Annotated in this window: 13 protein-coding genes; 10 read left to right on the top strand and 3 right to left on the bottom strand. The window is 56.6% G+C overall.

The features are described from left to right. Positions 1-9 precede the first annotated feature (9 nt). Positions 10-408, top strand: coding sequence for a hypothetical protein (locus ACXADJ_RS11405; protein ID WP_475065936.1), 399 nt, complete (start codon positions 10-12; stop codon positions 406-408). A 77-nt stretch (positions 409-485) separates the two neighbouring features. Here the strand turns inward: ACXADJ_RS11405 and tssK are convergent, their stop codons facing one another. The 3 genes from tssK to ACXADJ_RS11390 all read right to left on the bottom strand — a co-directional run bounded on the left by tssK (position 486) and on the right by ACXADJ_RS11390 (position 3,783). Continuing rightward, positions 486-1,823: a type VI secretion system baseplate subunit TssK gene (tssK, locus tag ACXADJ_RS11400; RefSeq protein WP_028294875.1), complete on the bottom strand. Its 1,338-nt coding sequence runs from the start codon at positions 1,821-1,823 to the stop codon at positions 486-488. A 63-nt stretch (positions 1,824-1,886) separates the two neighbouring features. Next, positions 1,887-2,408: a type VI secretion system lipoprotein TssJ gene (tssJ, locus tag ACXADJ_RS11395; protein ID WP_475065933.1), complete on the bottom strand. Its 522-nt coding sequence runs from the start codon at positions 2,406-2,408 to the stop codon at positions 1,887-1,889. Positions 2,409-2,418: 10 nt separating this feature from the next. Continuing rightward, positions 2,419-3,783, bottom strand: a complete 1,365-nt coding sequence (locus ACXADJ_RS11390; protein ID WP_475065931.1) for an FHA domain-containing protein — start codon at positions 3,781-3,783, stop codon at positions 2,419-2,421. Between the two features lie 392 nt (positions 3,784-4,175). Between ACXADJ_RS11390 and ACXADJ_RS11385 the strand changes: the two genes are divergently transcribed. The 9 genes from ACXADJ_RS11385 to tssG all read left to right on the top strand — a co-directional run bounded on the left by ACXADJ_RS11385 (position 4,176) and on the right by tssG (position 15,219). After that, positions 4,176-6,173 (top strand): serine/threonine-protein kinase, encoded by a 1,998-nt coding sequence (locus ACXADJ_RS11385; protein WP_475065929.1) that lies wholly within the window; start codon positions 4,176-4,178, stop codon positions 6,171-6,173. Next, entirely contained in the window at positions 6,173-7,294 is a 1,122-nt protein-coding gene (tssA, locus tag ACXADJ_RS11380; RefSeq protein ID WP_475065926.1) for a type VI secretion system protein TssA, read from the top strand. The genes ACXADJ_RS11385 and tssA overlap by 1 nt, the downstream gene beginning before the upstream one ends. Before the next feature lie 56 nt (positions 7,295-7,350). Then, complete coding sequence (gene tssB, locus ACXADJ_RS11375; RefSeq protein ID WP_028294870.1) at positions 7,351-7,854, top strand: type VI secretion system contractile sheath small subunit; 504 nt, start codon at positions 7,351-7,353, stop codon at positions 7,852-7,854. Between the two features lie 3 nt (positions 7,855-7,857). After that, a complete protein-coding gene (gene tssC, locus ACXADJ_RS11370) occupies positions 7,858-9,327 on the top strand; it encodes a type VI secretion system contractile sheath large subunit (RefSeq protein WP_475065924.1) in 1,470 nt (489 codons plus the stop codon). 109 nt (positions 9,328-9,436) lie between these two features. Further along, a complete protein-coding gene (tssC, locus tag ACXADJ_RS11365) occupies positions 9,437-10,957 on the top strand; it encodes a type VI secretion system contractile sheath large subunit (RefSeq protein ID WP_475065922.1) in 1,521 nt (506 codons plus the stop codon). A gap of 102 nt (positions 10,958-11,059) precedes the next feature. Then, the gene (locus ACXADJ_RS11360; RefSeq protein ID WP_475065918.1) at positions 11,060-11,905 is read left to right on the top strand and encodes a type VI secretion system accessory protein TagJ; all 846 of its coding nucleotides are present in this window, start codon (positions 11,060-11,062) and stop codon (positions 11,903-11,905) included. Further along, complete coding sequence (gene tssE, locus ACXADJ_RS11355) at positions 11,905-12,402, top strand: type VI secretion system baseplate subunit TssE (protein ID WP_475065916.1); 498 nt, start codon at positions 11,905-11,907, stop codon at positions 12,400-12,402. The genes ACXADJ_RS11360 and tssE overlap by 1 nt, the downstream gene beginning before the upstream one ends. Then, positions 12,395-14,224 (top strand): type VI secretion system baseplate subunit TssF, encoded by a 1,830-nt coding sequence (tssF, locus tag ACXADJ_RS11350; protein ID WP_475065913.1) that lies wholly within the window; start codon positions 12,395-12,397, stop codon positions 14,222-14,224. Before tssE ends, tssF begins: the two co-directional genes overlap by 8 nt. After that, a complete protein-coding gene (gene tssG / locus ACXADJ_RS11345) occupies positions 14,221-15,219 on the top strand; it encodes a type VI secretion system baseplate subunit TssG (protein WP_475065911.1) in 999 nt (332 codons plus the stop codon). The genes tssF and tssG overlap by 4 nt, the downstream gene beginning before the upstream one ends. The last annotated feature ends 97 nt before the right edge of the window (positions 15,220-15,316 follow it).

Here is a 15,316-nt window from a genome sequence, read left to right as displayed (position 1 = left end):
TAATAGATTATGGTTAGCAGATTTGTCATTCTGATATTGCTGGTTTTATTGAATGGCTGTACAGCTTATTCTGGAAAACACAACCCTGATTATGTTGTTTTGGAATATGAGGACTTCGGCCCACAGGCGATGGCTTATGAGCTTATCGGTATGCAGGTCTGGCAGTGGCAGGATTTTGTATCTGGCCCGGATGAAGAGTTTGATATTCGCGTTGTTGTGTTTGAAGGAGACAGCGATCTTTTTCAAAAGAAGTTCAAAACGATTCCGGCGCAGCAGTTGGACTATCGGCTGGTCAGTTATCCCGATGCAGTTCAGTACCTGAATCATCAGATTGAGGAAAACATCATGCCTGCTGTTACTGAACGTCTTAAAAGAACCAAAGCAAGAATCGAGGCTGAGCTGGAGTGATTGCTTCGACAAAGCCTGTCCCTGACCTTATGTGAAAGGTCAGGGGCAGGGTCTCTGGAGCAATTAGTGCGCGTGGGTTACTGCCGGATCGCCCAGAATTCGACTTCCAGACCTTCCTGTTCTGCCGCGATATGGAAGGCGAAGCCGCCGGCCGTTTTGAGGGATTGCCACTGTTCGCCCTGGCTATCCAGTTCGAAGTAAACAAAGCCGGTGTGGTATGGGATTTCCCGTGGCGCGACCGGAATCACCGACAAGCCAATGCCGCTGAGCTGGTTGTTGACCAGGTTGCGGATGGTTTCTACCGAGCCCACTTTCACATGCTTCGGCATGTATTCACGCAGTTTGTCGGTTGGCATATCGGCCTTGATGGCCAGGATAAAGCGCGCCTGGTTGATGAGGCTGTGGTCGGCGATGCGTGATACGTAGATGCCGTACTTGTGCTTTTCGATCTTCTGCGGAATGGCGGTTTGTTCCAGCACAGTGCTGAGGTATTTGCCGAGGTGGTCGATCACCAGTCGGAAACATTCCTGCAGGTTGTCGTGCTGGTAGTCCGGTTCCAGTTTGGGGCGTCGCTCGAGGGTGGTGAAGGTCGACAGCTCGCCCGCCAGCCCCAGCAGTTCGCGGTACATGGCTTCCGGGTGGAATTGCGGTACCTGACTCATGTGGCGCAGGCGTGGCTCGTAGCGGTTGAGCATTTGCAGCAGCATGAAGTCGGCAATGGCCGATGAGCCACCTTCCTGGTTGGAGGCCGCGAACCGATGCGACAACACGTCGGCACGTTGTTTCACCAGTCCAATGGTGTTGGTGAGGAAGTGTTGCAGCTGGCCGTTACAGCGTACCGCCAGTACTGGCGGGATGTAGTGCTTGTCGATGATCACCGCGCCTTCGGCGGTGACTTCCTGAATGCGCGCCACTGGCAGGGTGGTAAAGCCGCCCAGTTCTTCGCGTTCCAGCGCCAGTCGGAATTGCAGGCTGGCGAGGTCGAGCGGTTCGCTGTCGTTGTTGTCGCTGCTGTAGTCGTATACATCGCGAGTTTGGATGCCGTAGCGGGTGATGCTGTCGCTTTCTTCATGGCCGGCAACGTATTTGTTACCGGGCTGATAAATGGGCAAAGTCAGGTACACCAGCTGGTTGCGCACGTCGCGGTCAATTTCCAGCGGTTGCGGCAGCGAGGCGTCTTTCGGCAGCTCGAACGGGCAGCCATCCGGCATGATGCCTCGGGCCCGGGAAAGACCAACCTGGCCGTTGTTCAGCAGGCCAAGGTCCAGAATCAGATCCAGATAACCCCACATAAACGGGGCGATGGCGCGGGAGCGTTGTTCAATGCGGGCTTCCAGATAGCGCTCCTGCTGTTGGAAGTGGTGCGGAAACAGATACAGGCTTTCCAGCCAGGCGACCTTGTTGTCGTTGCTCATGGGTTCATTCCATTCGGTGTAGCGGGTGAATCCTTGCGGAGTGCGAAGACCTGAAAGCGGCGCTTATTTGGCGCCGTTGCTCAATTCCTGTTCGGTAACCGGTTCATCGATATGCGGACGGCCAGCGCGGATGCTGTTGGCTTCGATGGTGACCGGATGACGGTAGTGACCGTAGTCGTGAACGTCGTACACAAACTTCCATTTACTGGTGTCGAGGTTGCGGAAGGCAGCGACCACGGCAATAAAACCCGCGCTGTCTTGCAGGGCGATCTTGCGTGACAGGCTTTCGCCCGGTTGCAGGATCACTTCGTCCAGGCTCAGCAGTTCGTCCGACAACAGTGCTTCGCCGTTGAAGTAGAGTTCGTCGAACTCAAGGTTGTCGACGGTAGTACGGGACGTCAGCTGGTAAATGCGCAGCTGGATAGGAGATGCCCGATCATTGCCATCAGGATTGACGTCTTGCGTGGCAATCAGCTCGATTTCGTCGTAGGGCTTCCACACGGTTTTCACCACGGTGCAGCCCGACATCACGAGGCTAATCAGAATCAGGGCCTTTAACAGCAGATAATGGGGCAGTGTTTTCATAGTTCCGGCACTATCGTTTGGCTCGACGAGCGGTGAGTTGCAAGATGCGTTTTTCAAACGTCTTGTGAATGTCCTGGCGAATGCGATCACCGGCCTTCGGCCAGTGGTCTTCAAAGAACGACCATTTGGCAGCGCCCGGCGACAGCTTGTGTTTGAAGCTGATGGACGTTCTGTCGGCTTCGGACTGGGTTTCCATCAGTTGCTGCACACGCGCCGGAGACAGTTCATCAATGGCCTGATCAAAGGCGTGCAGGGTGGTTTGCTCCAGCACCTGTTCGTCTTCGATCAGCGCTTCCATGCTTTCCAGCAACATGGCCGGAATGTCTTTCTGCTGCGGGTGACGGTTATCCAGCAGGATGTTCAGCAGGGCATCGCCGTTGCTGATGTTGTAAATCGGGTCCTTGCTGAGCTCCCGCTCTACCGCGGGTGCATCCAGGCACAGGCGTGACTTGATTTCGCGGTGGCCGTGCAGGGCTTTCAGCGCGGTATCTGCCAGTACCCGCAGGGTCTGGCCAACCACTTCCAATTGTTCGCCATTGATGTCGGCGGCCTGAAACTGGTCGCCGGCATGTAAACCTTTCAGCAGCGAGGCCACCAGTCGATGCTGTTGCTGGTTGAACGACAGCACGTCTGCCTGACGTTTTTTCTCTTGCTGTTGCAGTTGCAGGGTTTGTTCGGTGGGTTTGGCGGTGGCGGTTTCAGCCACGCCGTCCAGATCCCAGTCATCCGGAATGGTGATTGATGGCGGCGCAAAATGATCGGAGCTGTTGGCAGTGAATACCGCAGGCTCTTCCTTGGGGGCTGCAAACGGGTCGCCAATTGGCTCATGTTTGGCTTCGGTGCTGGTCCGTTTGTCTGTGTTTGTGTCGGCAATGGCTGACGGTATGTCAGCGGCCGGTGCTGCTGGCTTGGGTTCCGGCTGTTGGCGACCCAGTGTGCGGGATACACCGCCGGGACGCGGCAGTGGCTGCTGACGGGCAACCGCTTCGCTGGCAGTGGCAATGGCCTGACCGGCGCTGGCTGTTGAGCCGGGGTTAGCCGTTGGAGATGACTTAGCCGCTTGTACGCGTTCTACCCGAATGCGGAACTGACCAATCGCAAACTCTTCACCTTCAGACAGAGGGTGTGGCCGTTGTGGGTCCAGTTGCGTGCCTTTGCTGACCAGGGTAACGCCATTGGCGGAACCGGCATCGGCCAGCTCATGGTGGCCGTTGTTGAAGTGCACAATGGCGTGCACCCGGGAAACGATTTTCTGGTCGCAAGGAAGGGTCAGCTGACAGTCGCTGTTGCGGCCGATTTTTACGTCGCTGGTGCCCAGTGGGACTTCCTGTCTGAATCCGTTATCCGTACGTTGGGCGACAAGTTTTAATTCCATTTGCTTCCGACTATACCCTTACAGTTCTTGAACAATATCCATCTGCATCGTCCCAGGTGCTCTTTGATTACCCGGATCGGACGGTTTCTGGTTGTGACCTGAATCACATCGAATATGTGACTCGATAGCCATATTTATATCAAATTGTGCGCTGACGATATGCAAGTCGAATCCAGTTGGCAAGCAGGGTGTGACGTGGTTTTTATTGAAAGTGTTAGCTGGTTTTATATTGAACCTTCGTTTTGAGAAGTGCGTCTATTATTCGATTCTTTTTACATTTAAAGGCGTGAAATTGTTCGTCGTAGTACTAATAATACGGCCTCGTCCCAGTGCGGACGCAATGCGATGGACGCACGTTTCTTCAATGTTCAAAAACCTTTCTGAAGACTGATATGAGTACGGAAGCTATTGAAAATACTAAGGTTTTCGGGGTTTCTCCTGAATCCGACGACACTCGTGAAACACCGCAGGAAGGTGATGTTCTGGGGCGTCGTTACCTGTTGATGAAACGCCTTTCGGAAGGTGGGACCAGTCTCATATATCGCGCCCGCGATATGCTCGCAATTACCGGTCCGAATGACGAGCAAAGTCATGTTGCTATTAAGGTCATTAAGCCAGAGATGGCTGGATATGCGGAAGATTTAACATTTTATGAAACCCTGACAACGCGCCATTTGTCGCATCCTAATATCGTGCGAGTGTTTGATTTTCATAAGGAAGATGAGCTTTCGTATGTGTCCATGGAGTTGTTGGAAGGTGAGCCGCTATCGGAACTGCTGAAGCGTTCGCCGGATGGCGGTATTGGTCGCCAGAAAGCCTGCCGAATTTTTACCGAAATGTGCCAGGCGCTGGAATATGCCCATGCTGAGGGCGTGATTCATTCCGACATCAAGCCCAGTAACGTGCTGATTCTGGAGAACGGTAGTGTCAAGGTGATCGATTTTGCCACCGCGCGCTCGTTTATTCAGGTGGCTGCAGTGGGTAAATCCAATGTTGGCGAAGAATCGTCGCTGTACGGTTACACCCTGTCTTACGCCAGTCCGGATATTGCTCGCTCGCTCGAAGCAGCTCCGGCGGATGATGTGTTCTCGCTGGCCTGTATCTTTTACGAAATGCTCACCGGCGCTCACCCGTTTGGCCGCAAGGCCTCGAACGAATTGACCGATGCCGACAAGCCCTCTCGTCCCGCTGGAATGAACATCTGGAGCTGGATGGTGCTGCGCAACGCCTTGCAGGTGGATCGCGACAAGCGCATCGCCTCGGTGGCTCGTTTTCATCGTTTGTGGAATGCCTCGCGCCGTGTTTGGCCGGGCATGGCGGCGGGCATCTGTGTGGTTGCATTGCTGGGTGCTGGCGGTGTTTGGGTTAAGGGCTATGTAGATCAACACCTGACTCATCAGTCGCACCTGGAAAGTGCCTGGGGCCAGCAGTTGGCCGCGGGCGAATTTGTAGCCCGTTTTGAAGCCATGGCGGCAGCTCAGCGATTGCAGCATGTGTCTGAACTGGACGGTGTCGATGCTGGCTTGTTGCAGCAGGTTAAGCCTTTGTTTGTGGCACCACTGGCAACCTCGATTGATACCGCGTTGTCGTTCTCGGAAGGCGATGAAATTCCGGATTTTCAGGCGCTGACCAACGAGATCGACCGAGTGGCAGCCTACTTCCCCGATTCCTTGCAGCTGGATCAATTACGTCGTCAGGTGACCCAGCGCCATGAGCAGTTGGTCGATCTGTACAGCTATCAGATGGCACAGTCCTGGTCGGGCATTGATTACAGCGCCGAGTCTGCACAAACCATTCTGCAGGCTCAGGCCCGTCTGGATGAATTGAAAGCCTCGTTCCCTTGGGATGACGCCTATCTGGAAGGCTATCTGGCGGATGTTTCCCGCAGCGTCGAGCAGCAGGATTTTTATGCGCTGGCGGGTCTGTACGACTTTGCCGAAGCCCTGCAACAGCAGTACCCACAGGTGAAGGCCGTGTGGGGCGAATATCCGCAGAACGAGATTGACGCGGGTCTGGCTATCTCCCGTTATCTGACCGGAGCCGCAGCTGATCCGTCTGTAGCGGAATACCCGGACGACGCCGTGCGTTATTTCGTCGGTAACGAGTTGCCAAGCGCCATGAAAGCCATGTCGGATGCCTGGCTCGACCGCGAAATCAGCGCCGGTTGGCAGCGTCTCGACAAGATTATTCAGCAGTACAACATGCCACCGCAGTCGAAGCTGTTCCAGGACATGACCGGTACGGCCATTCGCAAACTCGACAGCAAGCTGGAATACCACAAGAAGCGCGGCTTCCGCGATTCCTACGCCACCATGAGCAAACTCAAGCAGTCGATTGTGGCGGCGCAAAACCCTGTAACCAACACCATCGTTGAAGGAGATGCTTCCTGATGAGCTGTATTTCAGTTGAGGCGATTAACGACCTGCTGGACCCGCTGGAGTCGCCGTTTGGCATGACCGGCGAAGACCTGCGCGAAAACATCGCGCCGGATTCCAGCTACCAGCTGTTGCGCGACGCCCGGACGCTGGCGCGCAATGGCGAACGTTCGGCTTCCCAGAGTGGCGAGCAGAACTTTATTGATGCCTCCGACTGGCAAGTCATTCTGGAGCGTGTGCCCGGTGTGCTGTCTGGCGAAAGTAAAGACATCGAAATGGTTGCCTGGTACATCGAGGCTCTGACTCGTCAGTACGGGTTTCAGGGGTTGGCGCGCGGCTATTTGCTGGCCGCCAAACTGATTCGGGAATTCGGTGAACAGCTGCATCCAAAGCCGGACGAAGACGGCCTGATGACCCAGCTCGGACCGCTGATTGGCCTCAACGGCTACGGCAACGAAGGTGCCTTGATTGTACCGATCAAGTCGATCCCGATTGCTGACAGCGACATGTCTGGCCCGGTGGCCATGTGGCAGTACGAACAGGCGCTGGAAACCGACCGCATGGTCGACCAGAAGAAAAAAGACGCCCGCCTGAAAGAAGGCGTGTTGTCGAAAGCCGAACTGGAAGCCATTTCTGCCGGTACCTCGGTGCCGTTCCTGAAAATGACCCGCAACCAGTTGCAGGAAGCCATCGACGCCTACGAGCTGTTCCAGCAAATCGTCGATGAATACGCCAACGACGATCCGCAGCCAACCGTGCAAATTGCCGACACCCTCAAGGCCTGTCAGCAAATGCTGATGTACGTCGCTGGCGATCGCCTGAAGGAAGAAGAACCCGTCGAGGAGGTGGTCACCGTGGACGCTGAATCCGGTGAAGAAGTGGTGGTAACGGCGCAGCCTGCGGCACTGCCAAGCGTTATTGGCAACCGTCGCGATGCCGTTAAAACCCTGCAGCGAGTGGCGGACTATTTCCGTGAGTCCGAGCCCCATTCGCCCATTTCCTATTCGATAGAACAAATCATCCGCTGGAGTGAACTGTCGTTGCCGGAGCTGATTGCCCAGCTGATTCCGGACGATGGCGCGCGCCAGAAATTTCAGACTCTGTCCGGTATTCAACCCGGTGATACCGGCCAGTAAACGGAAACCGGCAACCTCAAAAACAACCTTGTAGAACGACTGTTAGGGGAACCAACATGGAAAGCATTCACAAGAAACTGAACCGGGTGCGCAAGCCTCGCGTTCACATCAGCTATGACGTTGAAACCGAAGATGCGGTAGAGAAAAAGGAATTGCCCTTTGTAGTGGGTGTGATGGGGGATTTCTCCGGTGATCCAACCCAGCCACTGAAGCCACTGAAAGACCGTCGTTTTGTGCAGATCGACCGCGACAACTTCAACGACGTTTTGAAGAGCATGACCCCGGGTCTGAGCTTCAAGGTCAAGAACACGCTGGAAAACGATGGCAGCGAATTTGCCGTCGATCTGAAATTCAACTCCATGGAAGACTTCGAGCCGGCCGCCATTGTGAACCAGGTCGAGCCGCTGAAGAAACTGATGGAAACCCGCAACAAGCTGCGCGACCTGTCCACCAAGGCAGATCGCTCCGAGCAGCTGGAAGACATTCTGGAACGTGTGCTGAACAACCAGGCCGACCTCAACGAGCTGGCCGAAGCACTGGGCGAAGGTAAGGAGGGCTAAGCCATGACTGATGCAGTACAGGAAGCCGTACAAGCGGAAGAACAAACCCTGACCCTGTTCGAACAGGCGTTGCAGGCCACCAAGCAAACCGAAGCCGACGACGCCAAGGAACTGCTGAAGGTACTGACCGACGAAGCCATGAAAGGCACCGTCAGCTGGAACAAGAACCTGACCGTTACCTTCCGCAAGGCCATCGAAGCCATCGACGGTGCCATCAGCGAACAGCTGCGTGAAATCATGCACCACGAGAAATTCCAGAAGCTGGAAGGTACCTGGCGCGGTCTGAACTACTTCGTGATGAACACCGAAACCAGCACCACGCTGAAACTGAAGGTGATGAACGCGACCAAGAAAGACGTCGCCCGCGACCTGTCCAAGGCGGTGGAATTCGACCAGAGCCAGACCTTCAAAAAGCTGTACGAAAACGAATTTGGTACACCAGGTGGCGAACCGTATGGCGCCCTGATCGGCGACTATGAATTCACCAACCACCCGGACGACGTTGAGTTCCTTGGCAACATGTCCAACGTCGCAGCCGCGGCTTTCTGCCCGTTCCTGACCGCTGCCGATCCAAACCTGTTTGGTTTCGACAACTGGACCGAGCTGTCCAAGCCGCGTGACCTGGCCAAAATCTTCGACTCGGCTGAATACGTGAAATGGCGTTCTTTCCGTGAATCCGACGATTCCCGCTTCGTCACCATGGCCATGCCACGGGTGCTGTCGCGTCTGCCATACGGCGAAGACACCAAGCCGGTTGAAGAATTCTCCTACGAAGAAATCGGTGCGGAAGACAAAGCCAGCAGCGCAGACTACTGCTGGTCCAACGCCGCTTACGTACTGGCGACCCGTCTGACGGCGGCGTTCTCTGAATACGGCTGGTGTACTGCCATTCGTGGTGCCGAAGGCGGTGGTCGTGTCGACAACCTGCCAGTGCACCTGACCACCACCGACGACGGCGACGTTGATATGCAGTGCCCGACTGAAATCGGCATCACCGACCGTCGTGAAGCGGAGCTGAGCGGCCTTGGCTTTATGCCGCTGTCGCATTACAAGAACACCGACTACGCCGTGTTCTTCGGTGGTCAGACGGCCCAGAAGCCAGCGGTATACGCCAACCCGGATGCCACAGCCAACGCGGCGATTTCTTCCCGTCTGCCATACGTGATGGCGACCTCCCGTATTGCCCATTACCTGAAAGTGATGGCGCGCGACAAGGTCGGCTCCTTCATGGAAGCGGAAGACATGCAGGTGTGGCTGAACCGTTGGGTGAACGGCTACGTTAACGCTAGCGAAGAAGGTGGCCAGGACATGCGTGCCCGCTACCCACTGCGCGAAGCCAAGATCCAGGTGAAGCCAATCCCGGGCAAGCCGGGTTCCTACAACGCCGTAGCCTGGTTGCGTCCATGGCTGCAAATGGAAGAACTGACCACCTCCCTGCGCATGGTGGCCCGTATTCCACAGATTGGCGGCTAATGCCGATCTGACGCCATAACCAAACGCATACCTGATGCCAGCAGAGCCTTCGCACCCGCGAGGGCTCTTGTTGTTGGCGACTTAACGGAAGAGCCCGGAAACACGGAAGATGAGCAACTTGCTACAACCGGACAATCAGCCAACCCGCACGCTGCTGGAAACGGTATTGGATGTACCGACCGACAGTGCCGTGTCGGCCCGCAAGCCAGAAGCGCCATCGCGCTCGGGCGATGCGGCCTGGCTGCAACGACTGGCCGTGCGAACCGCTGCCGGCGAACCGGGCCAGCTGCAATACCTGCTGCGCCGGGCCATTGTTGAAATTGAAGAGCGCATTGCTCGCCAGCTCGACGAAATCATCCACCATGAACAGTTCAAGGCGCTGGAAGCTTCCTGGCGTGGCCTGCTGTATCTGGTGGAAACCGAAGCCGACTACGACGAAGAGTTGATGGTCAAGATCAAGATGCTCGACATCAGCTGGGCCGAAGTGGCCCGCGATCTTGGCAAGGCGATCGAGTTCGACCAGAGCAACCTGTTCCAACGCATTTACAGCGACGAATTTGATACCCCGGGCGGTGAGCCATTTGGCGTACTGCTGGGGGATTACCGCATGTCCCACAAGGCGCGTCCCTCCAACTCGATGACCGACGTGGATGTGCTGCGGGAGATGTCACAGGTGGCCACCGCCGCCCTGTGCCCATTCCTGGTCGGGGTCGACAGCAGCCTGTTTGGCCTCGATTCCATGGACGAACTGGCCACCGTGGCCGACTACCACGATGTGTTCGACCAGACCGAATACACCCGCTGGCGCAGTCTGCGTCAGATGGAATCCACCCGTTTTGTCGGCATGGTGCTGCCGGATGTGCTGATGCGCAAACCCTGGCGCGCCGACGAAACCCGCCCAGACCCGCTGCCGTACAACGAAGGCCTGCACAACGGCGTGGCCGATTACCTCTGGGGTAACGCCTGTTATGCCATGGGTGGCGTGCTGATTCGGGCGTTTGCCAACAACGGTTGGTTTGCCGACATTCGTGGCGGTACCCACGAATTTGGCGAAGGCGGCATCGTCCGCAACATGGTGCACGGCGACTACAGCGAACGCCGCGAAGACATCGCCAGCAAGCCGGCCACCATCGTGCAGATTGACGACTTCCTTGAGCGTGACCTCAGCGAATTGGGCTTTATTCCGCTGTGCAGCTACCACGACAACGACGTGAGCGTGTTCTACAGCAACAGTTCGCTGCACATGCCAGCCCGCATGAACACCGAGATTGCCAATACCAACGCCCGTATGTCGGCGATGATCCAGTACATGATGTGTGTCGCCCGCTTTGGCCACTACATCAAAATGATTGGCCGCGACAAGGTTGGCAGCTACATCGGTGCCGACGACTGCCAGCGTATTTTGCAGAACTGGCTGAACCAGTACACCACCGCCAGTGAAGGCTCTTCACCGGCGCTGAAAGCCCGTTACCCGCTATCGGAATCCCGCGTTGAAGTACGCGAAGCGCCGGGCAAGCAGGGCTATTTCACCTGTGTGATCTATCTGAAACCGCATTTCCAGCTCGACCAGTTGGTATCCAGCATCAAGCTGGTGACCGAGCTGGCGGTGGGCAATGTCGAGAGCGGCTAAGACCGAGAGAACGGCTAAGACCGAGAGAACGGCTGAGACCCAAAACAGATAGGTCAGTGCCAACAATGAATTAACGAACACGGAATGATCAGGAGAACCCACATGGCCACAGCCCACACTTTGTACCGTGAAGGCAAATTGCAGGAAGCAATCGAACAGGCGTTGCAGGAAGTGCGCGAGCAACCGGGAGACGCCGCTGCACGCGCGTTTCTGGCCGAGTTGCTGTGCATTCAGGGGGATTTTGAACGTGCCGACAACCAGCTCAATACACTGGTAACACTGGAACCGGCCAGCCTGCTGATGGTGAACACCTGGCGCCAGCTGATTCGTGCGTCGCAGTCTCGCAAGGACGTTTATGAACAAAGCGCGATTCCGGATGTGATCGAACTACCAAGCCCGCGCATTGAAAACGCCCTGGCACTGCTGCTGGCGCTGAAAGAAAACAACGCCGAGGCCACTGGCGAGTGTTTGGCCAAGGTCGACGCTAATACCCCGGAAGACGATCAAAGCCCGTTCACCGTTAACGGTGAACGTGTGTGGCTGCGTGACCTCGACGACGTTAACGCCGGCATCCTGGAAGTGATGGGCGCCAACGGCAAGTACTTCTGGGTTGATTACAACGACATCCGCGAACTGCAACTGCACGCTCCGGAGCGCCCACTGGATGTGATCTGGCGCAAGGCCACGCTGGTGCTGTCGAACGGCACCGAAGGCGAAGTGTTTGTACCGGCTATTTACCCCAATCTGCCGGGCCATGAGCTCAACGACCAGCAGCAATTGGGTCTGGCGACCGACTGGCAGGAACAGGGCGACGTGATGCGTGGCCAGGGCTTGCGCAACTGGCTGGCGGGCGAAGCGGTGCTGAGCATCAATGAGCTGGAAAACGTTACCTGGCTGGAAACCGAATTGACCCCGGAAGCGGCAACCGCTGAAGCAGGAGAAGCCTGATGGCACGGGTGTCCGCACATCAACCGGTATTGCCTTCCTTGCTCGATCGCTTGATCGACGAGGACCCGTCAACGCCGTCCGACGGGCACCGTACCAACAGCATGTTGCTGCAACAGATGAAAGAGGGGGTTCGCCGTGACCTGGAGAACCTGCTCAATACCCGTCTGTCTCATCAATACGAACTGGAACGTCACCGCGAAGTGGAAGAGTCGGTCATTAACTATGGCCTGCGCGATTTTAGCCACATTCAGTTCGACTCCGAAGACGACCGCCAGAAATTCCGCTGGACCATCGCCAAACTGATTGAACAGTTCGAACCGCGACTAACGCGTGTTCAGGTTGACATGGTGCCGGTGGGCGAAGACTACGAACGCACGCTGTATATCAAGATCACCGGGATGCTGCTGGTCGAACCCGACCCCATCCACATGATTCTCGATTCACGGGTAAAAACGATCGACCGCTCCCTGCGGTTAAGGGAACTGAATCATGGATGAGAAACTGCTCTCCTATTACAACCGTGAGCTGACCTACATTCGCAAGGCCGGTGCCGAGTTTGCCGACCAGCACCCGAAAATTGCCGGTCGTTTGCGTCTCGACAAGGACATCGTTGAAGACCCGCACGTCTCGCGCCTGATTGAATCCTTCGCCTTTCTGACCTCGCGCATTCGTCGCAACATCGACGACAGCTTTCCGGAGCTGACCGAAGCCATGATGGGCCTGTTGTACCCGGACTATCACGCGCCGGTGCCGTCCTGCTCGGTGATTCAACAGCGGGTGATTCCGCAAATGGCCCACACTGCGCAAGTGCCTGCCCAAACCCGCATGGAGCTGGGGGGGGGCGACACCATCTGCCACTTCCGCACCACCATGGACAACACCGTGCTGCCACTGAGCGTGGGCGATGCCAGTTTTGCGCCGATACCGGTGAAAGCACCACCGTTGCCAAGTTACATGGCCAACGGCCGCTTGCAGTCGGTGATGAAGGTCAGCATTGAGCCGATCAAACTGAACGATCTGGCCGGTATCGAAGCCGACTCCGTGCAGTTTTACATCAACGCCCAGCCACAAGTGGCGTTCCGTTTGTACGAATACCTGTTCAACAACCTGTTGGGCGTTGCCGTGGCCAAGGACCCGATGGCCACCGACGTACTGTACCTGACGCCGGACAGCCTCAAGCCAATTGGTTTGGGCGATAACGAATCGCTGGTGCCGTTCGACGGTCGCAGCAGTCGTGGCCACCGGTTGTTGTCGGAATTCTTTGTCTTCCCCGAGAAGTTCCTGTTTGCCGAACTGAGCGGCCTGCGCAATATCTGGCAAAAACTGCCGGAAGGCTTCCAGCTGTATTTCTATTTTTCCGATACCGATCCGGAATTGGTACAGGCGGTCGACAGCACCACCTTGCAGCCGGGCTGTACACCGGTGGTAAACCTGTTTGACGAGCGCTCTGAACCGGTGCGCATGGCCAAGATTGGCGACGAATTCAAACTGCGTATTGCGCCCAACTACGGCCAACTGGCGGATATTCACACCATCAAGAAGGTAAACGCTCGTCCGCCACACGGCGAGCGATTGGAAATCAGCCCGTTTTACGGTTCCCACAAGGTACGTCGCCATCATCAAGATGCCAGCGACATGTACTGGTGTGTGCGACGCGAAAACAGCTACTGGCACAGCGGGCTGCCAAGCCGGGGCACCGACACCTGGCTGGCGCTGGTCGACGACCGTTTTGGCCCGGTAGAAGACCGCAAGGAGTGGGTGATTGAAGCCGATGTGGTCGCCACCAACCGCGACCTGCCGTCAAAACTGCCGTTTGGTCCAGGCGAGCCTCGGGTGGCGTTTTACGAAGGCGGTTCTGGCTTGCGCCAAAGCTGCTTGTTGCCACCCACACCGTCGTTACAACCGCGCTTGCAGGAAGCCACTCGCTGGCAGCTGATTCACCATATCTCGCTGCAATGTTTTGGCGAGGACGACGGCGTCGAAGTTCTGCGCGAAGTATTGCGCCTGTACGACCTGCAAGGCAGCAAAAGCTCCGGTGCCATCATTAACGGCATTACTGGTCTCAGCACCGAAATCACCACTGCCCGGATCATTCAGCAGGGGCGTGCCGCACTGGTGCAGGGCACCCGTATCACGCTGGAATTCGACCCGCTGTTCGACAGCAGTAACAGCCTGTATTTGTTCAGTGCGCTGCTGAGCGAATTCTTCTCTCACATGTGTTCGATGAATAGCTTCACCCAGCTGGTGGTCAAGTTGCAGCATAAAACCCAGCCACACATCGAATGGCCGCCGCGTAACGGTTCGCAGGTACTGGTATGAGCAAGATGCCGGTGGCCACCGACGCGGTCGATTTTTTCACTCTGGTGCGGGAGCTGGAACGTCAGGCCGAAGCCGGTTCCAGTGATGCCGATCAAAGCGATCAGCGCCGGGTCTTGTTGGGCCAGGACGGCCCGCCTAACCGCGAGGTGGTGAAATTTCGCGCCTCCACTGGTTTGGGCTTTGCCGAGGCGGCAGCGCGTCAGAACGACAAACCGCGCAGTGGCCGGCAGGAACTGTTTGTGAATTTTATGGGGCTGGCAGGCCCCAGTGGCGTGCTGCCGCAGCACTATTCACGCTTGCTGATGGAACGCAGCCGCCGTCGTGACAGCACCCTGGCGGACTTTTTCGACATCTTTAACCACCGGTTGATCTCGCTGTTTTATCGCGGCTGGATCAAGTACCGGCTGCCGCGTCAGTACGACCTGCACGTTGGTTTGAAAACCCCGGACCCGTACAGCCGCACCTTGCGCAATTTGTCTGGCCAACATGCCGACGAAGGCAGCGAAGCCAGCCTGTATTACTCCGGCCAGTACAGCCGTTCGATTCGTTCGGCATCGGCGCTGGAAGACGTACTGCGGGACTTTCTGGAGCTGCCGGTAAAGGTCAACAGCTTTGTTGGCCACTGGCTGCCCATTCAAAAGCACGACCGTCTGAAGTTGGGTAGTCGTGGTCGTGGGGCTAACAACCAACTGGGTGCCGGGGTGTTACCGGGTCGCCGTTGTTGGGATGTGCAAAGCCGCATCTCGGTGGAAGTTGGCGAAATGGATACCCCGACCTATGCCCGTATTCGCCGCGGCACTGACACCTTCGACGAGTTACAACGGCTGATCCGTCTGTACGTACCGACCCAGATCAGCGTCGACGTGTTGCTGAAATTCCGCGACCGCAGCGACTCGCTGCCGACACTGGGCGGCGGTGCGCAACTGGGCCGAACCACCTGGCTGAAGCCATCTGGTGACCATGGCCTGATGGTCGAAAAAGTAAAAATTGGCTGATGGCCGCCTGAATGGCCAGCCAGCCCCAAACCGTATCCGAAGGTTCGCACTACGAACCTTCACTCGATAAATCAAAACCACCGAAGCACCGGCGCTC

The sequence above is a fragment of the Oceanobacter sp. ABM4_470 genome (assembly GCF_056158645.1).
This window is presented reverse-complemented; position numbering and strand designations above follow the sequence as displayed.

What these genes read in the sequence shown, in the direction of transcription:
- ACXADJ_RS11385 (WP_475065929.1), top strand. Translation starts at nt 4,176, where the DNA reads ATGAGTACGGAAGCTATTGAAAATACTAAGGTTTTCGGGGTTTCTCCT.
- ACXADJ_RS11390 (WP_475065931.1), bottom strand. Translation starts at nt 3,783, where the DNA reads ATGGAATTAAAACTTGTCGCCCAACGTACGGATAACGGATTCAGACAG.
- ACXADJ_RS11360 (WP_475065918.1), top strand. Translation starts at nt 11,060, where the DNA reads ATGGCCACAGCCCACACTTTGTACCGTGAAGGCAAATTGCAGGAAGCA.
- tssB (WP_028294870.1), top strand. Translation starts at nt 7,351, where the DNA reads ATGGAAAGCATTCACAAGAAACTGAACCGGGTGCGCAAGCCTCGCGTT.
- tssA (WP_475065926.1), top strand. Translation starts at nt 6,173, where the DNA reads ATGAGCTGTATTTCAGTTGAGGCGATTAACGACCTGCTGGACCCGCTG.
- tssF (WP_475065913.1), top strand. Translation starts at nt 12,395, where the DNA reads ATGGATGAGAAACTGCTCTCCTATTACAACCGTGAGCTGACCTACATT.
- tssG (WP_475065911.1), top strand. Translation starts at nt 14,221, where the DNA reads ATGAGCAAGATGCCGGTGGCCACCGACGCGGTCGATTTTTTCACTCTG.
- ACXADJ_RS11405 (WP_475065936.1), top strand. Translation starts at nt 10, where the DNA reads ATGGTTAGCAGATTTGTCATTCTGATATTGCTGGTTTTATTGAATGGC.
- tssC (WP_475065922.1), top strand. Translation starts at nt 9,437, where the DNA reads ATGAGCAACTTGCTACAACCGGACAATCAGCCAACCCGCACGCTGCTG.
- tssC (WP_475065924.1), top strand. Translation starts at nt 7,858, where the DNA reads ATGACTGATGCAGTACAGGAAGCCGTACAAGCGGAAGAACAAACCCTG.
- tssE (WP_475065916.1), top strand. Translation starts at nt 11,905, where the DNA reads ATGGCACGGGTGTCCGCACATCAACCGGTATTGCCTTCCTTGCTCGAT.
- tssK (WP_028294875.1), bottom strand. Translation starts at nt 1,823, where the DNA reads ATGAGCAACGACAACAAGGTCGCCTGGCTGGAAAGCCTGTATCTGTTT.
- tssJ (WP_475065933.1), bottom strand. Translation starts at nt 2,408, where the DNA reads ATGAAAACACTGCCCCATTATCTGCTGTTAAAGGCCCTGATTCTGATT.